This is a genomic window from Enterobacter cloacae complex sp. SHL009 (genome assembly GCF_049237205.1).
Taxonomy (GTDB): domain Bacteria; phylum Pseudomonadota; class Gammaproteobacteria; order Enterobacterales; family Enterobacteriaceae; genus Enterobacter; species Enterobacter cloacae_M.
The window spans coordinates 1-21,963 of record NZ_JBMKIW010000007.1; the positions used below are offsets into that span (position 1 = coordinate 1).

At 55.4% G+C, this 21,963-nt stretch carries 23 protein-coding genes and 1 tRNA gene; 15 read left to right on the forward strand and 9 right to left on the reverse strand.

The features are described from left to right. Window positions 1-112: 112 nt before the first annotated feature. Together ACOTZC_RS16020 and ACOTZC_RS16025 are read right to left on the reverse strand one after the other, a co-directional pair. Window positions 113-1,300, reverse strand: a complete 1,188-nt coding sequence (locus tag ACOTZC_RS16020) for a tyrosine-type recombinase/integrase (RefSeq protein ID WP_421635874.1) — start codon at window positions 1,298-1,300, stop codon at window positions 113-115. Between the two features lie 164 nt (window positions 1,301-1,464). Further along, window positions 1,465-1,541 (reverse strand) — tRNA-Arg (locus ACOTZC_RS16025). Between the two features lie 278 nt (window positions 1,542-1,819). Here ACOTZC_RS16025 and ACOTZC_RS16030 point away from each other — a divergent pair. The 3 genes from ACOTZC_RS16030 (at window position 1,820) to fimZ (ending at window position 4,704) form a co-directional block, all read left to right on the forward strand. After that, window positions 1,820-2,518 carry an EAL domain-containing protein gene (locus ACOTZC_RS16030; RefSeq protein ID WP_047173835.1) on the forward strand — a complete coding sequence of 233 codons (699 nt, stop codon included), beginning with the start codon at window positions 1,820-1,822 and terminating at the stop codon, window positions 2,516-2,518. 24 nt (window positions 2,519-2,542) lie between these two features. Beyond that, window positions 2,543-3,271 carry a helix-turn-helix transcriptional regulator gene (locus tag ACOTZC_RS16035; protein WP_045400791.1) on the forward strand — a complete coding sequence of 243 codons (729 nt, stop codon included), beginning with the start codon at window positions 2,543-2,545 and terminating at the stop codon, window positions 3,269-3,271. Between the two features lie 800 nt (window positions 3,272-4,071). Beyond that, complete coding sequence (gene fimZ, locus ACOTZC_RS16040; RefSeq protein WP_033144828.1) at window positions 4,072-4,704, forward strand: fimbria biosynthesis transcriptional regulator FimZ; 633 nt, start codon at window positions 4,072-4,074, stop codon at window positions 4,702-4,704. A 51-nt stretch (window positions 4,705-4,755) separates the two neighbouring features. Here fimZ and sfmF read toward each other — a convergent pair whose 3' ends face one another. From sfmF to fimA, 6 genes are all read right to left on the reverse strand, one after another. After that, a complete protein-coding gene (sfmF, locus tag ACOTZC_RS16045) occupies window positions 4,756-5,277 on the reverse strand; it encodes a fimbria assembly protein (RefSeq protein ID WP_045620360.1) in 522 nt (173 codons plus the stop codon). A 9-nt stretch (window positions 5,278-5,286) separates the two neighbouring features. Then, window positions 5,287-6,294, reverse strand: coding sequence for a type 1 fimbria D-mannose specific adhesin FimH (fimH, locus tag ACOTZC_RS16050; RefSeq protein ID WP_045400785.1), 1,008 nt, complete (start codon window positions 6,292-6,294; stop codon window positions 5,287-5,289). After that, window positions 6,287-8,848 (reverse strand): fimbrial biogenesis usher protein, encoded by a 2,562-nt coding sequence (locus tag ACOTZC_RS16055; protein ID WP_421635875.1) that lies wholly within the window; start codon window positions 8,846-8,848, stop codon window positions 6,287-6,289. Before ACOTZC_RS16055 ends, fimH begins: the two co-directional genes overlap by 8 nt. 14 nt (window positions 8,849-8,862) lie before the next feature. Beyond that, window positions 8,863-9,555 carry a type 1 fimbria chaperone FimC gene (fimC, locus tag ACOTZC_RS16060; protein WP_023310643.1) on the reverse strand — a complete coding sequence of 231 codons (693 nt, stop codon included), beginning with the start codon at window positions 9,553-9,555 and terminating at the stop codon, window positions 8,863-8,865. 34 nt (window positions 9,556-9,589) lie between these two features. Next, window positions 9,590-10,135, reverse strand: coding sequence for a type 1 fimbrial protein subunit FimI (fimI, locus tag ACOTZC_RS16065; protein WP_023310642.1), 546 nt, complete (start codon window positions 10,133-10,135; stop codon window positions 9,590-9,592). A 68-nt stretch (window positions 10,136-10,203) separates the two neighbouring features. Beyond that, window positions 10,204-10,767, reverse strand: coding sequence for a type 1 fimbrial major subunit FimA (gene fimA / locus ACOTZC_RS16070; RefSeq protein ID WP_023310641.1), 564 nt, complete (start codon window positions 10,765-10,767; stop codon window positions 10,204-10,206). A 310-nt stretch (window positions 10,768-11,077) separates the two neighbouring features. On the opposite strand from fimA, the gene folD reads away from it, so the two are divergent. The 5 genes from folD to ACOTZC_RS16095 all read left to right on the forward strand — a co-directional run bounded on the left by folD (window position 11,078) and on the right by ACOTZC_RS16095 (window position 15,597). Further along, entirely contained in the window at window positions 11,078-11,944 is an 867-nt protein-coding gene (gene folD / locus ACOTZC_RS16075; protein ID WP_421635876.1) for a bifunctional methylenetetrahydrofolate dehydrogenase/methenyltetrahydrofolate cyclohydrolase FolD, read from the forward strand. A gap of 1 nt (window position 11,945) precedes the next feature. Then, on the forward strand, window positions 11,946-12,158 hold the full coding sequence (gene ybcJ, locus ACOTZC_RS16080; protein WP_045356450.1) for a ribosome-associated protein YbcJ: 213 nt from the start codon (window positions 11,946-11,948) through the stop codon (window positions 12,156-12,158). Between the two features lie 234 nt (window positions 12,159-12,392). Then, the gene (locus ACOTZC_RS16085; RefSeq protein WP_045400775.1) at window positions 12,393-13,892 is read left to right on the forward strand and encodes a PTS transporter subunit EIIC; all 1,500 of its coding nucleotides are present in this window, start codon (window positions 12,393-12,395) and stop codon (window positions 13,890-13,892) included. A gap of 86 nt (window positions 13,893-13,978) precedes the next feature. Further along, complete coding sequence (gene malI / locus ACOTZC_RS16090; RefSeq protein ID WP_023310638.1) at window positions 13,979-14,995, forward strand: Mal regulon transcriptional regulator MalI; 1,017 nt, start codon at window positions 13,979-13,981, stop codon at window positions 14,993-14,995. Between the two features lie 74 nt (window positions 14,996-15,069). Next, window positions 15,070-15,597 (forward strand): metal-dependent hydrolase, encoded by a 528-nt coding sequence (locus tag ACOTZC_RS16095; protein WP_045400772.1) that lies wholly within the window; start codon window positions 15,070-15,072, stop codon window positions 15,595-15,597. Window positions 15,598-15,686: 89 nt separating this feature from the next. Here ACOTZC_RS16095 and cysS read toward each other — a convergent pair whose 3' ends face one another. Continuing rightward, entirely contained in the window at window positions 15,687-17,072 is a 1,386-nt protein-coding gene (gene cysS, locus ACOTZC_RS16100) for a cysteine--tRNA ligase (RefSeq protein ID WP_045400770.1), read from the reverse strand. A gap of 174 nt (window positions 17,073-17,246) precedes the next feature. Between cysS and ppiB the strand changes: the two genes are divergently transcribed. From ppiB to mnmH, 7 genes are all read left to right on the forward strand, one after another. Next, entirely contained in the window at window positions 17,247-17,741 is a 495-nt protein-coding gene (gene ppiB / locus ACOTZC_RS16105) for a peptidylprolyl isomerase B (RefSeq protein ID WP_023310635.1), read from the forward strand. A 3-nt stretch (window positions 17,742-17,744) separates the two neighbouring features. Then, window positions 17,745-18,467: a UDP-2,3-diacylglucosamine diphosphatase gene (gene lpxH, locus ACOTZC_RS16110; protein WP_045400768.1), complete on the forward strand. Its 723-nt coding sequence runs from the start codon at window positions 17,745-17,747 to the stop codon at window positions 18,465-18,467. 137 nt (window positions 18,468-18,604) lie between these two features. Beyond that, window positions 18,605-18,814 (forward strand): YdgH/BhsA/McbA-like domain containing protein, encoded by a 210-nt coding sequence (locus ACOTZC_RS16115; RefSeq protein WP_023310633.1) that lies wholly within the window; start codon window positions 18,605-18,607, stop codon window positions 18,812-18,814. A gap of 68 nt (window positions 18,815-18,882) precedes the next feature. Further along, the gene (locus tag ACOTZC_RS16120; protein WP_029741050.1) at window positions 18,883-19,068 is read left to right on the forward strand and encodes a hypothetical protein; all 186 of its coding nucleotides are present in this window, start codon (window positions 18,883-18,885) and stop codon (window positions 19,066-19,068) included. A gap of 161 nt (window positions 19,069-19,229) precedes the next feature. Next, on the forward strand, window positions 19,230-19,739 hold the full coding sequence (gene purE / locus ACOTZC_RS16125; protein ID WP_023310631.1) for a 5-(carboxyamino)imidazole ribonucleotide mutase: 510 nt from the start codon (window positions 19,230-19,232) through the stop codon (window positions 19,737-19,739). Then, window positions 19,736-20,803, forward strand: a complete 1,068-nt coding sequence (purK, locus tag ACOTZC_RS16130; RefSeq protein WP_045356447.1) for a 5-(carboxyamino)imidazole ribonucleotide synthase — start codon at window positions 19,736-19,738, stop codon at window positions 20,801-20,803. Before purE ends, purK begins: the two co-directional genes overlap by 4 nt. A gap of 84 nt (window positions 20,804-20,887) precedes the next feature. Then, entirely contained in the window at window positions 20,888-21,958 is a 1,071-nt protein-coding gene (gene mnmH / locus ACOTZC_RS16135; protein WP_126302940.1) for a tRNA 2-selenouridine(34) synthase MnmH, read from the forward strand. Window positions 21,959-21,963 lie beyond the last annotated feature (5 nt).

The following is a 21,963-nucleotide window of genomic DNA, read 5'->3' on the forward strand; positions in this document are numbered from 1 at the left end:
CTGATGATCTGTTCGTCGGAAAAACGCTTCTTCATGGGGATGTCCTCATGTGGCTTATGAAGACATTACTAACATCGCGGTGTATTAATCAACGGGGAGCAGGTCAAGCAGGCTAACCCACCACTTTTACAGTCAACCCATCTAGGTAGTCTGCATACCACTGAAGCATCTCGCGCCGCCCATCAATGTACTGAGCATGATTGTAAGTACCACGTATCGTGTTTCTGTCAGAATGCGCCAGTTGCGCCTCTATCCAGGCAGAATTGAATCCCTGTTCATGTAACACAGTGCTCATGGTATGCCTGAAGCCATGGCCAGTAGCTTTACCGGCATAGCCGATACGTTTAATCACCTGGTTAATGCTGGCTTCGCTCATGGGCTTACCTGCGTCATTACGCCCCGGGAAAACATACTTTCCTCTACAGGTAATCTCTTTGAGTTCGAGCAACAGCTCCTTGGCTTGTCTCGGAATAGGAACGAGGTGTGGCCGGCGCATTTTCATGCGCTCTTTAGGGATTAGCCAGAGATCTTTGCTGAGATCAAACTCGGACCACTCTGCGGCACGAAGTTCGATGGTTCGTACACTGAGGTACATGAGAAGTAATGTCGCGATGCGGGTAATTTTACTGCCGCTATATGCGTCGACAGCTTGTCTGAAGGGACCAAGTTGAGCTGGTGAGAGATGAGGAAAATGTTGCTGTTTGGGGGATTTCAGAGCTCCTGCCAAATCAGTGACTGGATTGTACTCGGCCCTGCCAGTGATGACAGCATAAGTGAATATCTGGCGGCAAGCCTGTCTCGTTTTCTTGAGCTTATCCAGGACACCGCGTTCCTCCATCTTCTTCAGAACAGAAAGCATGTCCATTGGTTTGATATCGGTAAGAGCTTTTCTACCGATATAAGGAAAAATATCTTTTCGCAGATATTCGAGAATGTCGTCAGCATAACCGGAAGACCAGTTCGGTTTCTTATGTTCATGCCATTCAAGTGCAAGAGACTCAAAACTGTTATTCACCGCGAGTATTCTGGCTTGCTTCTCCGCCTGCTTAACTTCAGACGGATCTTCACCATTAGCGAGTAATCGCTTCGCTTCATTCCGCTTATCTCTTGCCTCAGCGAGGGTTACATCAGGGAAAACGCCAATAGACAGGAGCTTTTCTTTTCCTGCGAGGCGGTACTTCAGTCGCCAGTATCGGGAACCATTGGGGTTAACAAGCAGATACAGGCCACCGCCATCCGCCAGTTTGTAGGGCTTGTCCTGAGGCTTAGCTGTGCTTATCTGGCGTGCCGTTAACTTCATTGGGGGTATCTCTTTCCATTGAACCTGCATATACCCCCGAATGTACCCCCACTTTGGTGTGGATTTCAATACAATTTAGTAGACGCAGGGAGAGCTAAATTTAGCTGAGTGGCTTGGTATTACTGGATTAAGTAGACTTTGAGAGATGTTAGTAGAAGTGATAATGGCACGCCCTGTAGGATTCGAACCTACGACCTACGGCTTAGAAGGCCGTTGCTCTATCCAACTGAGCTAAGGGCGCACTGAGAAGTGTGTACTTCGCGGTGGTGAAACGCGAAGAATTATACGGTCAATGGCAGGTGAGTCAATGCCTTTTCCGTTTTCAGAGTCAATTACCGCTAGTCGATTGTAAATACGGCTATTTTCTCAACATTTTGTCCTGTTTCACCGTAAAATTTAGCGCTGCGAAAAGGCTTAGTTGCATTTAAGTAACGCCTGCTGTTTTCCCGAACGTCAGCTCGTCACACTAGAGTCAGGTATCCCGGCCGCCTGGAGGCTGACAGACAACAGGACAATGGAGTGACAGCGCAAAACCTGATCGATACGCCCCCCCGGTTACAGTACATATCTCAGGACATCGTCGGCATTAAGCTTGAGCCCATCGTCGCCCTTACCTCATTGCGTCAGGTTGGCGTCGAGGTACTTAGCGTTCTGGCCGACACGCGGCACAGTGAGGACTTTTTTTGCGATCGGCCCGCAGACTGGTCGATAACGCTGCTTGAAGCGCAGCTTGCCACGTTAAAAAATACGCCGCAAGGTCATAACCTTTTTATTAATCTGCCGATAACCGTTCTGACAGAGCCCACGTCTTTTCAGCGACTTATAAGATTATCCTGCGTGCCGCTCAATATTGAGTTTGTCGACCCCGCGTCCATTTTGGCGCTTTCCGTCGCACAGAAGCAGTTCGTGGTTCAGAATCTCCATCAGTTGAGCAGACGAGGGCACGCAATCTGGCTGGACGACATCGATGACGTCTTAGTGCAGTCGTTTTTATCCTTTCGACTCCCGTTAAGCGGCATCAAAATAGATAAGGAAGCATTCTGGCGTTTACGCGACACCCCTGAGTTGAGGCAACTGGTTTCCCTTTGCTTTCAGCTTGCCGGGAAAGTGCTTATTGAAGGTATTGAGACTGAACGCGATCGTACCTGGGCACTGCAGGCAGGCGCAGACCTCGGCCAGGGATATTACTGGCCGTCCTGGACATGGCCGGAGGATTAAAAAGCCATTTCCAGGAGGGAGACCATGCGAATGACAGTGCGCCGTTACCGGCGGCGGCGTACAGGAAGTGATGCACTGGGATTTACGCGCTCACCTTTTGCTCCCCCCTTTTTCGACCGGCTCGAATTTTTGAGCCAGTCTATCAGCCAGCCCCGCAAAACCGACGCCCCGTTTATCCTTCTGGTGACGGAGGATCACTACCTGCGCACCGGTTTTCTCAACGCGCAGTTTCCCCTGAGCAGCTGCTGCGACTACGCCACGCTGGACGACGCCCTTATCGCTCAAACGCAGTGGCCTTCAGCCCGCCTGGTCGTGGATATTGAAAGCCGGTCCACGGGGCTTCTGGAGAAACTGGATCAGTTGAGACGGCATAGCCTGTTTCCTCCGTTCCTGACGCCCTGGCTGCTGGTCCGGGCCGATAATTATGATACCCGCCTCTTCTGCAAAGCGGCAGGTCCCTTTCATGTGCTCGAACGTCAGCTGAACGCCGCTGCGCTCCAGCACAGCCTGCTGGATCCCCTCCCTCCGCCGGGTACCGAGAAAGACTGGTTCTCGCGCAACGAATGGCCCATCCTGCAGGAGCTTTCCCGGGGCAAGACATTGCGTCAGATTGCCCTTATGCAAAATCGCCCCTATAGCCGCATTATCTATCGTCTCAGCTGTATCCTGCTGAAGCTGGGGCTAAGCCATCGCCAGGAATTGCTCCATCTTCTTAATAACCTCTCAGACTGCACGTTTTCACTCACGTCCTAACCCCTTATTTCCTAAAGCGGTTTAAGAATTTACTTACCACCATCGTTGCAAAAATGTTAATTTTTAACAAAAAAATCGAATTTATAACTATTCCTAATTTATGGATGTGAACCTTGTGAAATGCCACAGATTAACGAAACGGCAGCACTTTCCTCCATCCGTTAAGTGAATGAAGAAGGCGTTAACAGGATGATAATGATGTAAAAACAAGCAACTTAGCGACAACTGCCAGGAGGAAAAAGCGAAGCGGATAGCATGTTCTCCTGTACAGGAGATGCGGGCCTTCGGGTAAACCTGGGCGTTTTCAGATGAAGGTCTGACGGCCTGCGAGGGCAATTTTCAACCTCACCTCTGTGGGTTTGTCCCTTTAAAAGAGGTGTATTTTTGTTAACAATTAATCAACATACAGAGATATCTGTTATTTTTTGTTATTACATAAAGATGAAAATATGCGGTAAATGAGATAACAGGATATTTCCGCTAATTTTAAAAAAATAGCGATTCAGATCCAGAAGATAATACAAACCAATACCCTCATATTAATTTACAGGGTTTTCGGAAAAAACTTACCCTGTATAATAAGATGCGTATCAAATATGAATAAGAAAAACCTTTTTGCCAACACCAGCCTAATGAGATGACCGCGCTGAGGCATAGTTCTTTTCATTACGTAAACAAGGATGCTTTCGCTCTTTCCAGGGAAATACTACGGTATAGGGATCTGCACATTATATCCTTCCGGCATTTCGAGAGTTTTACCAAACTCTGCATAACGCTTTTAACAATCTGAGGCATTAAAAATGAAACCGGCATCCGTTATCATTATGGACGAACATCCTATCGTCAGAATGTCGATAGAAGTCCTGCTACAGAAAAATAAGAATATCACAGTCAAGCTCAAGTCTGGCGATAGCCATGAAGTCCTTGACTGTATCCGCAATCACCCTATCGATCTGGTGATCCTTGACATTGAACTCACGGGCACGGATGCTTTCGCTTTACTTAAGAGAATCAGAAACTTAAACAAGAACATTAAGGTTTTGTTCCTCTCGTCTAAATCAGAGTTATTTTACGCGGGTCGCGCCATTCGCGCCGGGGCAAATGGCTTCGTCAGTAAACGAAAAGATTTGGGTGAGATCTACAACGCCGTAGAAATGATCCTGATGGGCTATTCCTTTTTCCCGTCAGAAACCCTGAACTTTATAAACCACCTGGGTTCCGGGAAAGGGATGGCAGTAGATATGCCATTATCGAATCGCGAGGTCACGGTATTACGGTATCTGGCGAATGGATTATCCAACAAGGAAATTGCTGAACAGCTGCTATTAAGCAACAAGACCATTAGCGCACATAAATCCAATATTTATTCCAAGCTGGGTGTACAAAGCATCGTGGAATTAATTGATTACGCTAAAGCCCACGAGCTGCTATAACCTGAATTCACTCCCCGCAGCTTATCTGAGCTGCAGGGAGTGCGGTCAGTGCTAATTATAATTAATCATGAAGGTGGCATCCGCATCGGCCCGTCCGGGCTGAGGGTTATCGGCAGTGGCAATATAATTGGCATAAAATGACAGAATCGCATTTCCCTGCGCATCAACCGAGACCGGCTGGCTGGCCTGCTGAAGCGCCAGGCGAGTTTTATCCGCATCCCTGATCTCAACGGCGACATGGCTTGCTGTACTGGCGTCATTCAGCGCCAGCAGGCCGCTATTGCTCCCGTCGGCTTTACCCGAAAACGTAATGGACGCCGCGCCCGGCGGGCAGCCGGTCAGCTTCAGCGTAAACGGCATAGGCTGCGTGCGGCTCCCGGTGGTGCTGAGCTGTTTCGTGGGCCAGGTGCCCAGCGGGACGGCCTTGTCGCTGTCGCTGCCCTCGGCAACGCAGGTAAAATCGACGATATTGCCGTAAAGCCGAATGTTAATCTCGCCCAGGGCGGTGTCCGCCTGAGCCTGTGTGCAAAGCGCAAAGAGCGCCACGGTGATAAAACGGATCCCGTTTCGCATATCGGCTCCTTAGTCGTAATCCACGCGCAAATACCCGCGCGAGGTGAAGCGCCCTTCCGCTGGCTTATTGCCCGTCACGCTCACCGGCCATACCCGGATCCCCACCTGCGCCTGCGCGCTGTCGTCAAGGCGGAACGGAATTTTGCTCGTCAGGTTGTTGGGCGTCAGCGGCACCCCGCTCTCGTTGGCAATGATGAACCCCACGTCCGGGTTATCCGACACCAGCACATTATCAGAGACTTTTTCCGCCTCGACGCGCATCGTCAGCATGGCGTTCGCCTCCACGTTGGTGCATTTGATGGCGATGGTTTTGCTTTGCGATGAGACGCCTTCCGGCTTGTTACCCACGCCCGCCTTGCTGAACAAAGAGGCGCCGATGTCGCCGAAATCAAACTCCACCACGTTACCGGCATTAATGGCGCAGCTTTGCGGCACCTGAATGGTTCCGCTGTAGCTAATGGTATAGACCGGCGTGGTGAGCGGATCGGAAGAAGTCGTGGTGACGTAAACGCGGAACATGGTGGCACGCGGGATCACCACCATGTTGATAAAACGCCGGGTAACCTTAAGACGGAAGACCAGGCTGGAGTCCTGAACGCCAAACGGTTTGTTTTTTGAAACGTTAGGATGGCTCCCCATCTGGATATAGCTTTTGGGCGGATAAAACGCGCCAGCATAGCTGTCGGTGATTTTCATCGCCCCGTCCAGATAGTCGTTAAGCTTCAGATATTGATAGCCATCGCTCGTTCCCGTTACCGGATAATCGGTGACATAGCTGCGCTTGGTGGTATTTCCGGTCGTCCCCTTCGGGCAGACGGCATTCACCCCGACCCACTGCGTCTTCTCGTTGAGCGTCACCACTTGCCCAATGTGATTGTTCGAGCTGTTGAATTTATCCGTCAGGTCGTAATGCACCTCCGTCGGTACGCCTTTTTCATTGACGCACACGGTGGCTAACGCGTTTGTCGCGGGCAGTAACGCCAGAAGCGACAAGGCAAAGAGTTGGGTTTTATTCACAGCGAATCCCCTTCAGTGTGATTGCCTGTTGCAGGCTCTGTTCAGACAAGCTGTAAGGTGCGCGACACTGGGACTGCGCCCCGTCGCCCCACTGGATCAGCAGTTCGCCCTCCAGCGGCAGCCCACTCAGGTAAATTTGCCCGTCATCCCCCACCATGCTGGTCACGCCGCTTTTGGTCTCACGCACCACCGCGCCGAACGGCACGGGCTGGTTGCCGCGCGTTACCGTCAGCAGGGCGCGCACGCCAATGCGGGTATCAAAGCTGGCGCGTACCAGCGCGCCTTTAGTCGGCACCACGCTGCTCACGTTGTTTTCGATATCGGTGTTGTTGCTCATGGTGTTGGTATCCAGCGCCACGCGGTTGTAGCGATAGACGGTGGCATACGGCATCACCGCGTAGCCTCGCCAGTCGGTTTTCACGCCGGTCTGGTTTTCAATACTGACGCCCGATGCCCCCGGCGCTTTGATCAGCACGTTGGTGTCGCCCAGCGGCTGGCTGAAGGTCACGCCGTCGGCGTGGCCGACCACCCCGCCGGATAGCTGCCAGTTGAGATCGTGCTGATCGCGGGAATAGTTGTAGCCCACGCCCAGCGTGCCGTAGGTCGCCTGCCAGTTGGCGCTGGCGCTTCCGCTTGAGCCGTTGGTGCTGGCGTGTCCCTGAGTCACGCTGTAGTTCAGGTTGCGGTCTTCCAGCAGCGTTCCGCTGACGCCGGTTTGCCAGCTTGTGTCGCCATCGCTGTTTCGACTGGCGGATGCCGTAGCGTAGGCGCGGTCAATCGCGCTGTCCCGGCGATAGCCCTGGTGGGTAAAGAGGCTGAACGGCACGGAGACGTTAAACGACGCGATCCGATCGGTGCCGTCTATCCCGACGGATTTGTTCCACGACCACGAGACGGAGTAGTTGATCCCCTTCACGCCGCCCGCGTAGCCCAGCTGGTACCAGAGGTTCGTCTCGTCTGTTCCCCAGTAGGTCTGCTCGCTGCCGGAGATATAGACCGAGCCGTAGTCCCCGAGAGACTGAGAAACGTTGAGCTGGAAACGGCCTTTTTTATTCCACGTCAGGTTGTGATAGCTCTGCACGTCCGGCACATCGTTATCGTTCTGGCTATCGGCATACTGATAGCCCTCCATTGAGCGCCAGGCGACATCGTCGAGGGTGTAAAACCCTTTTGTGGAGTAGCGGTAGCCCAGCAGCTGGAAGTTGGTGCCGAAGCCGTTAAGGGATTTCGCGTAGAGGAAGCGCAGAGACTGGCCTTCATGCTTGCTGTCGTCCGCGAGCTGGCTGCGGGCGTGGGTGATATCGAGCGAGACCGCGCCCCAGTCGCCCAGGTTTTTTCCGGCCCCTACGGCCACCGCGGTATAGCGTGACGCCAGCTGCGTACCGCCGTAGAGCGTGTAACCGTTGGCAAGACCGGTAATCAGGGTGCCCTGAGTGAAGAACGGCGTATCCTGCTCGCTGTTACCGCTGCGGTAATCCCCGGCAACGAGATCATACTTCCAGCGCCCTTCACGCTGCAGAAGCGGGACGGTGGAGTACGGCACGGTATAGCGCTGCTGGGTACCGTCTTTCTCTTCGACCGTGACTTCCAGGTCACCGCTTGAGGAGGTCGGGTTAAGATCGGTAATCGCAAATGCGCCCGGCTGCACATAGCTTTGATAGATAACGTAGCCGTTCTGGCGAACTACCACTTTTGCTGGCGTACGGGCGATCCCGCGCACGGTCGGCGCGTAGCCCTGCAGGCTGTCCGGGTACATGCTGTCAGACGAGAAGAGCCGCCCGCCGCGAAAACCCATGCTGTCGAAGACGTCATTCCCGGTATTGCTGTCGCCCAGCACCAGTTCGCTTTTGAGCGGGATGACGGTGCGCTGCGCCCAGGTGCCGATATTCTGCCACTCGCTGTGCCGCTGCCCGTTATTCTGCGTGTACCGCCATGCGCCGTTGTTACGTAAACGCCAGGCGCCATAGTTCAACCCGCTCTGCAGGTTCAGATAATAGCTGTCGTCTTCGCTTCCCCGGTTACCGGTGAAGCTGTAGTTCACCAGCGCGGCGGGAATGCCTTCATCCCACTGTTCAGGCGGAATGTAGCCTCGGGCGTTGTTTTGCAACGCCACCTGCGGCAGGCTGACGTCCAGACGCTGGGAGGCAAAGTTGAATACCGTTTCGCTGCCGGGTATGGCCGTGGTCAACGGAACGCAGGTGTCGCCCTGTACCTTAGCCAGCTCGGGAAACGCCGCGACGTTGACGCCAAAGCGATCGAGCATCGCGCGCGTAATGCAGGCCGACAAACCGCCCGCCACCGGCGGCGTGTTCTCGGCCTGCTCAAAACGCACGTCCTGGGTACCGATAAACTCATCGTTACGCCAGATATCCACGCGATAAACGCCGGGTGCCTGCTGGTGTCCTTGTTCAAAACGCGACAAATCCGCCACGCTGGCGGTGTCGTCGGACAAGAAGGCCGGGTTGAAATAACTTTCGCTCCAGCCAGCCTGCGGCCAGAGCGCAGCCATCAGCGCCAGCGCAACCGGGCAGTAACGTCTCTGGTGCTTTTTCATCGCCCTGACTCTGCTCACAGGTTGACGCTACGCGCCGGAGTGATGGCACCGTAGTCATTCACGCTCTGCCAGGAAAGCGTGCCGCTAGCACCGGCTGGCAGCACCTGCTGTGCCGAGCTTTTCGGCGCAACCATCAGGTTTTCCAGCGTCTGCCCGCCCATCTTCAGATTGACGAGGGTGATGTAATACGGGGAAGCGTTGCTGACCTTGAGATGGCTGCCCGCGCGCTCAAACCGCAGCTGGGAAAGCGCCTCTTCCGGCTGCATCGCCAGGTTGTTCGGGCGCACAAACAGCTTGATGCGTGAGAGGATCGCCAGCTGCAGCACGTTATTGTTTTCCGTTTTCGCTTTGTTCACCGACGGAATCGCCTTCACGTTCATGTAAAAGAGCGATTCACGATCGGCTGGCAGCGCTGGCCCGGCGTAAATAATACGTAGCGTGTTTTCACTGTTCGGCTCGCTGACAAACAGGGGGGGAGTGACGGCAAAGGTTTTTTCTTTTTGCCCGCTCGCATTTTCGATCCACGCGTTAATTAAATAGCGTTCCTGTTTGTTGCTGTTGGTGATCGCCAGCGACGTTTGCTTCGCCTCTGCGGGATAAATAACGCGCGTGGCCCCCAGCGCAATACCGCCGGAAGCATTTGCGCAGGCAGAAACCATCATCAAAATAAACGATAAAAAAAGTCCTGGTTTAATTAGGGTATTCATCACAACCGTACCTTTAATAATGTGTTCGCAGGTGTTATGGATAAATCAACGTAAACCAGACATCCGACTGAATTTTGCCTGGCTCGAGGTGTTCGGAAATAGCCCGATAGCGGGCGCTAAAATGGAACGCGAGCTCGCGGGTATCGATCGGCAGCCAGCTGACGGCCGTGGCGTTTGGGATAATCTGACGCTGCTGTTCGTCAAAGAGCGCCAGCCCCACGCCGCTGCTGACGGGCGTTTCACCCGGCCGCGATGTCGCCAGAAAGACCTGCGGATCTTCTGCGGGCGTCACGCCCTGAAACTGGATCCCCACGGTGCGCGAAACATCAACGCTGCAGTCCAGCAGCCGCACGGTAAAAGGCACGTTAACCGTGGAAAAACTACCCACGCCGGAAAATGAATTGGTTCGGTACTGCCCCATGTCGATGCGCATATTCTGGCTGTCGGGCGCCACGGCGCAGCCGCCGTTCACCAGTTCACCTCTGAGATGAACCTTCCCACCTTCGATCACCACGGTATGCGCCGATGCCGGGCAAGCCATCGCAAGGGTTAACAGCAGTAGTGTTCCAGTCCTTGTCATCCTTCGTTCCTGGCATTTGCGTATGACGGGCCTCGTCCGTGAGGCCTGAACATCCCTGTGCGGAGGAATTACTCGTATTTCATTACGAAGGTGGCGTCAGCGTTCGCCTGGCCTGGCTCAGTGGTGGCAGCAGTTGATTTGTAACGCGCGGTGAACTTCAGGGTGTTGGTCCCTTCGATCAGCGTCTGCGCAGCAGAGAAGGTCGCGCCGTCTGGGGTCAGAACGCTGGATTTGCTGTCGAGGATCTCGATACCCACGCCTTTCGCGGTGTTGTCGTTGTTACCGGAGGTCACGGCCAGCAGGGTTTTGTCGGTTGGGTCGATCTGACCGGTGAACGCAACAGCGGCAGTTTTGGCAACCAGCGGATCGCAATCATTCAGTTCAATGTTGAATGGAATATTAGAGGTGGTGTCGCCCACTTTGGTAAATTTCGCGGTACGATACTGGCCCAGATTAACGGTCTGCTCGGAAGAATCAGTATTTACTGAACAAGCCGCATTAACCAGCTCACCTTTAAAATGTACGGTACCGCCATTAACGGAAACCGGCGCAGCAGGATCTGCTGCATTTGCGGCACCTGCAACCAGGGCCAAAGTAGCAATAACAGTAGAAGCAATGTTGCTGAGTTTCATGTCTATTCCTTTAAAATGTAAATAACCCTTCCCGCGAATAATCGGGAATAAGAAATACGTTCAATTGATTAATTGAAAGCTTATTTCGGAGGAGACAAAGTAGCTCAGGACGCGTTTTTTAAATATGTCAAAACGCTGCCATTTCGCCAGGTCACATCCTAATACCGCCTAAGAAATTGACCATCCCCTAAGAAGGGTTTTTGCTTCTCCCTGATAAAAACGCGTAAAGGGTGACTGACAGCGACGCTCGCTTCTGACAAAATACACGCCATCCCCCCTTTCAAACGTTACAGACGGAATCTTCTCTCTGATGGCAGCAAAGATTATTGACGGTAAAACGATTGCGCAGCAGGTGCGCTCTGAGGTCGCGGAAAAAGTGAAGGCGCGTAAAGCTGCCGGAAAACGCGCCCCCGGGCTGGCCGTTGTGCTGGTTGGCAGCAACCCGGCATCGCAAATTTATGTCGGCAGCAAGCGCAAAGCGTGTGAAGAGGTGGGCTTCGTCTCCCGCTCTTACGATTTGCCGGAAACCACCAGCGAAGCAGAACTGCTGGAACTTATTGACACCCTGAATGCCGACAGAGAGATCGACGGTATTCTGGTTCAGCTGCCGCTGCCGGCGGGTATCGACAACGTGAAGGTGCTGGAGCGTATCGCACCGGATAAAGACGTGGACGGTTTCCATCCGTACAACGTTGGCCGTCTGTGCCAGCGCGCGCCGCGTCTGCGCCCGTGCACGCCGCGCGGCATTGTGACGCTGCTGGAGCGCTATAACATCGACACCTACGGTCTGAACGCCGTGGTTATCGGTGCGTCCAACATCGTGGGCCGCCCGATGAGCATGGAGCTGCTGCTGGCGGGCTGCACCACCACCGTGACCCACCGCTTCACCAAAAACCTGCGTCACCACGTCGAGAACGCCGATCTGCTGATCGTCGCGGTCGGCAAGCCGGGCTTTATTCCGGGCGAGTGGATCAAAGAGGGCGCGATTGTCGTGGACGTCGGGATTAACCGTCTGGAAAACGGAAAAGTGGTCGGCGACGTGGTGTACGAAGATGCCGCGGCGCGCGCCTCATACATTACGCCAGTCCCGGGCGGCGTGGGCCCGATGACCGTTGCAACACTGATTCAGAATACTTTGCAGGCGTGCGAAGAGTACCACGACGTAGAGGAAGCATAAGATGGCCACATTTTCATTAGGCAAACACCCGCACGTTGAGCTGTGCGATCTGCTGAAGCTGGAAGGCTGGAGCGAAAGCGGCGCGCAGGCGAAAATCGTTATCGCCGACGGGCGGGTTTTAGTCGACGGCGTGGTAGAAACGCGCAAGCGCTGCAAGATTGTCGCGGGCCAGACCGTGAGCTTTGAAGGCCAGAGCGTAACCGTTACGGCCTGAGCCGTTTTATGCCTTTACCCCAACCCTCTCCCACAGGGAGAGGGGATATTAAATCCCCTCACACCCATCGCGGTTATTTATCGATCAACTTCAAATAATCACTATTTCATCTGTTGAAATATGAAAATTCTGTTGCGCGTTTTTCACTCTTTGCCCACGATAAGTAGAACGTTCTACTAAAACGTTATACTTACAATAACAGCGCCAAAAAAGCGCTACTCGGGGGAAATCAGCATGAGTCTGATATCAGGGTTTGTTAAATCGCTGTCTAAGTTATCGATGATTGGTCGCGCCTTAATGCTGCCAATTTCACTGCTTCCCGCTGCGGGCCTGCTGCTGGCCTTCGGCGATAAGTTCCATCTGCCGCTGATGATGAACGCGGGCGGGGTTATCTTTGATAACCTGCCGATGCTGTTTGCCATTGGCTCCGCCGTGGGTCTGGCGTCAGAATCCGGTATCGCCGCGCTGTCTGCGGCGGTGTCGGTGTTTGTCACGAATATCACCATCAGCACCGTGCTGAGCATCACGCCGGAAATGGCCTCCCAGGGAGGGAAATACGCCATGGTCGTCGGCATCCCGACGCTGCAGATGGGCGTCTTCGGCGGCCTGATCTGCGGTATTCTCGCGGCCTGGTGCTATAACCGCTTCCACACCATGCAGCTGCCGGAGTTCCTGGGCTTTTTCTCCGGCAAGCGCTTCGTGGCCATTGCAACGGCGTTTCTGTCGTTCCTGATGGGGCTGCTGCTGCCGTACGTGTGGCAGCATATCCAGGCCGGTATCGACGCGCTCTCCGTGGTGGTTAACGGCGATAATCAGGCGGCGTCGACCTTTATCTTCGGTCTGGTAGAGCGCGCGCTGATCCCGCTCGGCCTGCACCACATCTGGTATCCGTCCTTCTGGTATTCGTTCGGGGATTACACCACCCAGGCAGGACAGGTGATCCACGGCGACCAGACCATCTGGTTCAAGATGCTGGAAGAAGGAGTGAAATCCTTCAGCAGCGACACCTACCAGAATGCCGGTAAATTCATGCAGGGCGAATTCCCGCTGATGCTGTTCGCGCTGCCCGCCGCGTGCCTGGCGATGTATCACGAAGCCCATACGAAGAATAAGAAAATCGCGGCCGGTATTCTGTTCTCCGCGGCGCTGACCTGCTTCCTGACGGGGATCACCGAACCGGTCGAGTTTACCTTTATCTTCGTGGCGCCGATCCTGTACGTCTTTAACGCCATCATGGCGGGCCTGGCCTACATGACCATGTATCTTCTGCATGCGCATATCGCCAAGTCGTTCTCGGCGGGCTTTATCGACTATCTGTCATTCGGGATCCTGCCGTCCTTTAACGGCTACAAGACCAACTTCCTGAATGCGATTATCATCGGCATTCCAATGGGCCTGATTTATTACTTCACGTTCCGCTTTGTGATCCGTCGTTTCGACGTGAAAACGCCGGGCCGCACTGAAGTGACCGCCAACGCGGATGATAAGTCTGATTCAGAACTCGCGACCGAGATCATTACCCTGCTGGGCGGGGCGCATAACATCGACTCCGTCGGCTCGTGTATCACCCGCCTTCGCCTGGAAGTGGCAAAAAGCGAGGTGGTCGATAAGGACGGCCTGAACGGACTCGGCGCGCGCGGCGTGGTCTTCGTCGGCGACAACGGTATTCAGGTGATTTTCGGTGCCAGAGCACAGTTTATCGCCCAGACCATGTCCACCATGATCGGCAAATAATAAGATGCCTGAACGACGCGTCTCCTGTAGTCTGGGAGACGCATTGTCGTATCTGACTGATAATCGGTGAATTTCAGGGAGCGGTTTTGAAGAAAGTCAGCATTATTGATGTCGCAAAGCACGCGGGCGTGTCGGTCTCAACCGTCTCGCTGGTTTTGCGCCAGAAAGGGAAAATCTCAGAGGCAACGATCGAGAAGGTCAACGCTGCCATCAATACGCTGGGCTATGTTCATAACGTTGCCGCTGCCAATCTCCGCGCCAATACGTCCAATCTGATTGGCCTGATCCTCCGTGACTTTAGCGACAGTTTCTCCATCAAGGTGATGGCGAGCATCGTCCAGGATCTTGAAAAACAGGGGTATATGGTTTTTCTCGGCCAGCCCCAGAACGACCATGACCATCTTGAGCGCTGCCTGCTGTCGTTTAAGCAGCAGGGCGTCGCCGGGGTTATCTATCTGGCCTCCGATACCCGCACGTCTACCCTGCCGGAGCAGATTCGCCGCTGCCCGCTGCCGCTGGTGGTGGTCTCGCAGTCGCTGCTGGATGAAAAATGCAATCTGGTGATGCGCGATAACCGTCAGGCGGCAAATCTGGCGGTGCGTTATCTTATCGAGCGCGGCCATCGCAATATCGCCTACATTGGCGGACGTGAAGGCTGCCTTATTCGCGAACAGCGCCTGCTCGGTTTTCGCAGCGCGATGACGCAGAACGGGCTGGTCTGGCGGGATGAATATTCTCCGGCCTGCAGCGATGACACCCTGGCTGCGGGTTTCGCCACCCGCCAGCTGCTGGAAAAAAACAACACCATCACCGCCCTCCTCTGCCACTCTCCGGATGCCATGATCGGCTCCATCTCCGGTATTCATCAGGTGGGACGAACGGTGGGTAAAGATGTGTTTCTGACGCAGCAGGTCGCGCTGGTCGGTTTCGAAGATATGCTCCACGTTAACCTCACCTCGCCGTCATTCACCTACGTGTCGTCCGCCAGCGAAGAGACCGGGCGTCAGGCTGCCGGGCTGATTATTCGTACGCTGAAGGAGCCGACGCTGCAAACCCAGCGCATTACGCTTTCCGGGCAGCTTATCGCACGCGAGTCGGCGTAAAAATAAGAATTTGACGCGGATCTGCCGGCGCGGGATTGCTGCTATATTTCCATGATTTGCCATGGATAATCGCAATGCCTACCGTTATTACGCACGCTGCTGTTCCGCTTTGTCTGGGCTTAGGCCTCGGAACCAAAGTGATTCCTCCCCGCCTGCTGTTTGCCGGAATTGTCCTCGCCATGCTGCCGGATGCCGACGTGCTGGCGTTCAAGTTCGGCGTCGCGTACGGCAATGTTTTCGGCCATCGCGGCTTTACCCACTCCCTGCTGTTCGCCTTTGTGGTGCCGATACTCTGCGTGCTGATTGGCCGACGATGGTTCCGGGCCAGCCTGGCGCGGTGCTGGCTGTTTTTAACCGTGTCTTTGCTGTCGCACAGCCTGCTGGATTCGATTACCACGGGCGGGAAAGGCGTCGGCTGGCTGTGGCCGTGGTCAGATGAACGCTTCTTTGCGCCGTGGCAGGTCATTAAGGTCGCGCCGTTTGCGCTGTCGCGCTATACCACGCCGTACGGGCATCAGGTGATCGTGTCAGAACTGCTGTGGGTGTGGCTGCCGGGAGTCGTGCTGATGGGGTTGCTGTGGTGGAGGAAACGTGCGCGCTGATGCCCTCACCCCGGCCCTCTCCCACGGGGAGAGGGAGAAAACCTAACAATTCCCTCTCCCTGCGGGAGAGGGTTAGGGTGAGGGGAAAATTACTTACGGCGCCAGGTGGTGCCCTGCGGGCCATCTTCCAGAATGATGCCCATCTCGGTCAGACGGTTGCGCGCCGCATCTGCCGCCGCCCAGTCTTTTGCCTGACGCGCTTCCAGACGCGCTTTGATCAACGCTTCAATTTCCGCCACTTCACCGTCGTCCGCCTGCGCACCGCTCTGCAGGAACGCGTCCGGATCCTGCTCCAGCAGGCCGAGCACGGAGGAGAGCTTACGCAGATGGGATGCCAGCGCATTCGCCGCGGCCATATCTTCTGACTTCAGGCGGTTTACTTCGCGCGCCATGTCGAACAGCACGGAGTACGCTTCCGGGGTGTTGAAGTCGTCGTTCATCACCTCAACAAAGCGGGCTTCGAACGCTTCGCCGCCAGCAGCAGGAACAGACCTGTCGGTACCGCGCAGCGCGGTATACAGACGCTCCAGCGCCGAGCGTGCCTGTTTCAGGTTCTCTTCGCTGTAGTTCAGCTGGCTGCGATAGTGGCCGGACATCAGGAAGTAGCGCACGGTTTCCGCATCGTAATACTTCAGCACGTCGCGCACGGTGAAGAAGTTACCCAGCGATTTAGACATTTTCTCGCGGTCAACCATTACCATCCCGGAGTGCATCCAGTAGTTAACGTACTCGCCGCCGTGGGCGCAGGTGGACTGCGCGATTTCATTTTCATGGTGCGGGAACATCAGGTCCGAACCGCCGCCGTGAATGTCGAAGTGCTTGCCCAGCTGCTTGCAGTTCATCGCGGAACATTCAATGTGCCAGCCCGGACGGCCTTCGCCCCACGGGGATGGCCAGCTTGGCTCGCCCTCTTTGGACATTTTCCACAGTACGAAGTCCATCGGGTTACGCTTCACGTCAACTACGTCAACGCGCGCCCCGGCCTGCAGCTGATCCAGATCCTGACGGGAAAGCGCACCGTAGGTTGGGTCCGTCGGCACGGAGAACATCACGTCACCGTTGTCCGCAACGTACGCGTGGCCGCGTGCGATCAGCTTTTCGGTGATCTCAATAATTTCGTGAATGTGGTGGGTCGCGCGCGGCTCGCTGTCCGGGCGCTGAATATTCAGGGCGTCAAAATCTTTATGCATCTCGACGATCATGCGATCGACCAGCGCAACGAAGCTTTCGCCGTTTTCATTTGCGCGCTTGATGATTTTGTCGTCGATGTCGGTGATGTTACGCACGTATTTAAGGGTATAGCCCAGAAAACGCAGGTAGCGTGACACCACGTCAAAAGCGACAAAGGTACGGCCATGGCCAATGTGACAGAGATCGTAAACCGTAATACCACACACGTACATGCCGACTTCCCCGGCATGGATAGGTTTAAATTCCTCTTTCTGGCGCGTCATTGTATTAAAGATTTTTAACATCGAAGATTCCATGTAAACACGTGTGTGGTTGAAAACCGGCTATTCTACCCGTAATTCAAACCCGAAGCAGCACACAATGCAAGGTGATCGCATCCTGTGGTTATGCTATAACAAGCCCCTATAGATGACCCGAACGCGGGTCGACGTACCACAATAACGGAACAGGATGCAAAAATGGTTACTTTCCACACTAATCATGGCGATATCGTAATCAAAACCTTTGATGACAAAGCGCCTGAAACAGTTAAAAACTTCCTGGACTACTGCCGCGAAGGTTTCTACAACAACACCATTTTCCACCGCGTGATCAACGGCTTTATGATCCAGGGCGGCGGTTTTGAACCTGGCATGAACCAGAAAGAGACCAAAGAAGCGATCAAAAACGAAGCGAACAACGGTCTGAAAAACACCCGCGGTACGCTGGCAATGGCCCGTACTCAGGCTCCGCACTCTGCCACCGCGCAGTTCTTCATCAACGTGGCTGATAACGACTTCCTGAACTTCTCCGGCGAAAGCCTGCAGGGTTGGGGCTACTGCGTATTCGCAGAAGTGGTTGAAGGTATGGACGTGGTTGACAAGATCAAAGCCGTCGCTACTGGCCGCAGCGGTATGCACCAGGACGTTCCTAAAGAAGACGTTGTGATTACAAGCGTGACCGTCAGCGAGTAATTCGTGGCGACACTCTTTATTGCGGATCTGCATCTGCAAACAGAAGAACCGGCGATAACCGCCGGTTTTCTGCGTTTTTTACGCGGTGAAGCGAAAAGCGCCGATGCGCTGTACATCCTGGGCGACCTCTTTGAAGCCTGGATTGGCGACGACGACCCTAACCCGCTGCACCGTGAAATGGCAGCCGCCATTCACGCCCTCGTGGATTCCGGCGTTCCCTGCTACTTCATTCACGGCAACCGTGATTTCCTGCTCGGCAAGCGCTACGCCCGCGAAAGCGGCATGACGCTGCTGCCGGAAGAGCAGGTGCTCGATCTCTATGGCCGCAGGGTCCTGATCATGCACGGAGACACGCTCTGCACCGACGATACTGGCTACCTGGCATTTCGCGCCAAAGTCCACACCCCGTGGATCCAAAAGGTGTTCCTTGCGCTGCCGCTGTTTATCCGCAACCGCATCGCAGCCAGAATGCGCGCGGGCAGTAAAGCCGCCAACAGCAGCAAATCCATGACCATCATGGACGTGAACCCGCAGGCCGTGGTGAGCGTGATGGAAAAGCATGGCGTTCAGTGGTTGATCCACGGTCATACGCACCGTCCTGACGTCCATTCCCTTATCGCCAACGGCGAAGCGGCCCATCGCGTGGTGTTGGGTGCCTGGCACACCGAAGGCTCCATGGTCAAAGTCACGCCAGAGGGCGTGGAGCTGATCGCGTTTCCGTTCTAACCCCTCACACTATCATTCTATTTTTTTGAACAATATCGGCAAATTGTTTCGATTTTAATCAGCCCGTGGTCGGCTTATTATTTATCACATCAGGGCAACACGCCCTATCCCAGATAAAATACTTAAGGAATACGACCATGAAATCCATCAAAACTTTCGTTGCAGTTGCCGCTCTTTCCCTGGTTTCTTTCGGTTCTTTCGCTCAAAGCGTGAGCGCAACCGCCTCTACCCTTGACCGCGCAGAAGCGAAAATTGCCGCGCAGGCCGCCGAGCAGAATGCCTCTTATAAAATCACGAGCGCGAAGGTCAACAACCGCGTGTACATGACCGCAGAACTGACTAAATAAAAACCCTGATTGCCGTGCCGCCAGCTACGACGTGCGACAGCGACAATACGATGAGGAAGGAACAGAGAATGAAAAACATCAGCATCGTAAGTACCCTGCTGCTGGCAGTCGTGGTGTCCACAGGCGCACAGGCCGCGGAGAATCGCTTCTCCGTGCCAAAATCAGGCTCGAATGCCGACACCAGCATGGTAAATCATATCGATGTCAGCCGCGCGTTCGACAACGAGAACCTGTCCGCAGGGGATCTTCAGTAACATCACACAAAAGACCGCCATCGTGCGGTCTTTTTTGTTATCGCTTTCTCGCCATAACTGCTCACCTTTTAACCGCGCAACCGTTTTCCTTGCCCGTATAACATGCTATTCTCTGTGCCCTCGAAAGCAGTGTGTTTCGCACCACAGGAGTTTTAAGACGCATGTCTTCCCGCAATAATCCGGCGCGTGTCGCCATCGTGATGGGGTCCAAAAGCGACTGGGCTACCATGCAGTTCGCCGCCGAAATCTTTGAAATCCTGAATGTTCCGCACCACGTTGAAGTGGTCTCCGCGCACCGTACACCGGACAAACTGTTCAGCTTCGCCGAAAGCGCCGAAGAGAACGGTTATGAGGTGATCGTTGCCGGTGCGGGCGGCGCAGCACATCTGCCAGGCATGATTGCCGCCAAAACCCTGGTGCCGGTACTGGGCGTTCCGGTCCAAAGCGCCGCGTTAAGCGGTGTGGATAGCCTCTACTCCATCGTCCAGATGCCGCGCGGTATTCCTGTCGGCACGCTGGCGATTGGTAAAGCGGGTGCTGCCAATGCCGCCCTGCTGGCGGCGCAAATTCTTGCGACGCACGATAAAGCATTACACCAGCGTCTGGCGGAGTGGCGTAAAGCCCAGACCGACGAGGTGCTGGACAATCCGGACCCGCGGGGTGCGGCATGAAGCAGGTTTGCGTCCTCGGTAACGGCCAGCTAGGCCGCATGCTGCGTCAGGCCGGTGAGCCGCTGGGTATTGCCGTCTGGCCCGTCGGGCTGGACGCCGAACCGGAAGCCGTACCGTTCCACCAGAGCGTGATCACCGCCGAGATCGAACGCTGGCCGGAAACGGCTCTGACCCGCGAGCTGGCGCGTCATAACGCCTTCGTTAACCGCGACGTGTTCCCGATCATCGCCGACCGTCTGACGCAAAAGCAGCTGTTCGACAAGCTCGGTCTGCCGACCGCGCCGTGGCAGCTCCTGTCCGATAAAAGCGAGTGGAATGACGTTTTCGCGATGCTGGGCGAGCTGGCAATCGTGAAGCGCCGCGTGGGCGGTTACGACGGCCGCGGCCAGTGGCGCCTGCGTGCAGATGAAACGGCAGAACTGCCGGACGACTGCTACGGCGAGTGCATCGTTGAGCAGGGCATCAACTTTAGCGGTGAAGTGTCGCTGGTTGGCGCGCGCGGGCACAACGGGCATACCGTCTTTTATCCGCTGACGCATAACCTGCATCAGGACGGCATTCTGCGCACCAGCGTCGCCTTCCCGCACGCCAATGCTGACCAGCAGGCGCAGGCGGAAGATATGCTCTCTGCCATCATGCACGAACTCGGGTATGTAGGCGTCATGGCGATGGAGTGCTTTATCACCCCGTCCGGTCTGCTGATCAACGAACTTGCGCCGCGCGTGCACAACAGCGGGCACTGGACGCAAAACGGCGCGTCCATCAGCCAGTTCGAGCTGCACCTGCGCGCGATCGTCGACCTGCCGCTGCCGCAGCCGGTGGTGAACAGCCCGTCGGTGATGATCAACCTGATCGGCACCGATCTGAACTACGACTGGCTGAAGCTGCCGCTCGTGCATCTGCACTGGTATGACAAAGAGGTCCGCGCGGGTCGTAAGGTCGGTCACCTGAACCTGAACGACAGCGACACGGGTCGCCTGAGCGCCACCCTGGAAGCCATGATCCCGCTCCTGCCGCCGGAATATGCGAGCGGTATTGTCTGGGCACAGTCAAAGCTCAAGTAAGACATCTGCGCCGGGGAGTTGACCTTCCCCTTCCCCGGCGTACAATCCCCGCCCATTGCTGCTGAGTTTTCTTCTGGAATAACCATGAACGATGGAACGGACTATCGCGCGATCCTCGCGTCTGATACCCCTTTAATCGACGTTCGCGCGCCGATCGAATTTGCCCAGGGCGCGATGCCTGCGGCGATCAACCTGCCCTTAATGAACGACGACGAGCGCGCCGCCGTCGGCACCTGCTATAAGCGCCAGGGCCCCGAAGCCGCGCTGGCGCTCGGCCATCAGCTGGTGAGCGGCGAGACGCGTGAGGCACGCATCAACGCCTGGCGCGAGGCCAGCCTTGCCCATCCTGAGGGCTTTCTCTGCTGCGCGCGCGGCGGCCAGCGCTCGCATATCTCTCAGGCCTGGCTGAAAGAGGCGGGCATCGACTACCCGCTGATCCGCGGCGGCTATAAGGCCCTGCGTCAGACGGCGATTCAGGTGACCATCGAGCAGTCACAAAAGCCGATGGTGCTTATTGGCGGCTGTACCGGAAACGGTAAAACCCTGCTGGTGAAGCAGCACGCGCAGGGGATCGATCTGGAAGGGCTGGCGCACCATCGCGGTTCGTCGTTTGGCCGCACGCTCACGCCGCAGCTTTCCCAGGCGAGCTTTGAAAATCACCTTGCGGCTGAGCTCCTGAAAAAAGACGCCGCGCGCTGGGTGCTGGAAGATGAAGGCCGGATGATTGGCTCCAACCATCTGCCGGAGTGCCTGCGCGACCGCATGGTTGAAGCCCCTATCGTTGTCGTCGAAGACCCGTTTGACGTCCGTCTTGAGCGCCTGCGCGAAGAGTATTTCGATCACATGTGGGCGGATTTTTCGGCTGCCTACGGTGAAGACGCGGGCTGGAAAGAATACAGCGAGTATTTGCACCATGGCCTGTTCGCCATTCGCCGCCGTCTGGGGCTGCAGCGGTATGCAGAATTCACCGCGCTGTTAGATTCCGCGCTGCTGGAACAGCAACGCTCCGGCAGCACAGAGGCGCACTTCAGCTGGCTTGCGCCGCTGCTGAAGGACTATTACGACCCGATGTACGGCTATCAGCTGGAGAAAAAGGCGGAGAAGATTGTGTATCGCGGGACGTTTGAAGACGTTGCCGAATGGCTTGATCGCTAAAATAA

Excerpts from the sequence above, each read along its gene's own strand:
- ACOTZC_RS16020 (WP_421635874.1), bottom strand. The coding sequence starts at position 1,300 with ATGAAGTTAACGGCACGCCAGATAAGCACAGCTAAGCCTCAGGACAAG.
- ACOTZC_RS16035 (WP_045400791.1), top strand. The coding sequence starts at position 2,543 with ATGCGAATGACAGTGCGCCGTTACCGGCGGCGGCGTACAGGAAGTGAT.
- fimZ (WP_033144828.1), top strand. The coding sequence starts at position 4,072 with ATGAAACCGGCATCCGTTATCATTATGGACGAACATCCTATCGTCAGA.
- sfmF (WP_045620360.1), bottom strand. The coding sequence starts at position 5,277 with ATGCGAAACGGGATCCGTTTTATCACCGTGGCGCTCTTTGCGCTTTGC.
- ACOTZC_RS16055 (WP_421635875.1), bottom strand. The coding sequence starts at position 8,848 with ATGAAAAAGCACCAGAGACGTTACTGCCCGGTTGCGCTGGCGCTGATG.
- fimC (WP_023310643.1), bottom strand. The coding sequence starts at position 9,555 with ATGAATACCCTAATTAAACCAGGACTTTTTTTATCGTTTATTTTGATG.
- fimI (WP_023310642.1), bottom strand. The coding sequence starts at position 10,135 with ATGACAAGGACTGGAACACTACTGCTGTTAACCCTTGCGATGGCTTGC.
- fimA (WP_023310641.1), bottom strand. The coding sequence starts at position 10,767 with ATGAAACTCAGCAACATTGCTTCTACTGTTATTGCTACTTTGGCCCTG.
- folD (WP_421635876.1), top strand. The coding sequence starts at position 11,078 with ATGGCAGCAAAGATTATTGACGGTAAAACGATTGCGCAGCAGGTGCGC.
- ybcJ (WP_045356450.1), top strand. The coding sequence starts at position 11,946 with ATGGCCACATTTTCATTAGGCAAACACCCGCACGTTGAGCTGTGCGAT.
- ACOTZC_RS16085 (WP_045400775.1), top strand. The coding sequence starts at position 12,393 with ATGAGTCTGATATCAGGGTTTGTTAAATCGCTGTCTAAGTTATCGATG.
- ACOTZC_RS16095 (WP_045400772.1), top strand. The coding sequence starts at position 15,070 with ATGCCTACCGTTATTACGCACGCTGCTGTTCCGCTTTGTCTGGGCTTA.
- cysS (WP_045400770.1), bottom strand. The coding sequence starts at position 17,072 with ATGTTAAAAATCTTTAATACAATGACGCGCCAGAAAGAGGAATTTAAA.
- ppiB (WP_023310635.1), top strand. The coding sequence starts at position 17,247 with ATGGTTACTTTCCACACTAATCATGGCGATATCGTAATCAAAACCTTT.
- ACOTZC_RS16115 (WP_023310633.1), top strand. The coding sequence starts at position 18,605 with ATGAAATCCATCAAAACTTTCGTTGCAGTTGCCGCTCTTTCCCTGGTT.
- ACOTZC_RS16120 (WP_029741050.1), top strand. The coding sequence starts at position 18,883 with ATGAAAAACATCAGCATCGTAAGTACCCTGCTGCTGGCAGTCGTGGTG.
- purE (WP_023310631.1), top strand. The coding sequence starts at position 19,230 with ATGTCTTCCCGCAATAATCCGGCGCGTGTCGCCATCGTGATGGGGTCC.
- purK (WP_045356447.1), top strand. The coding sequence starts at position 19,736 with ATGAAGCAGGTTTGCGTCCTCGGTAACGGCCAGCTAGGCCGCATGCTG.
- mnmH (WP_126302940.1), top strand. The coding sequence starts at position 20,888 with ATGAACGATGGAACGGACTATCGCGCGATCCTCGCGTCTGATACCCCT.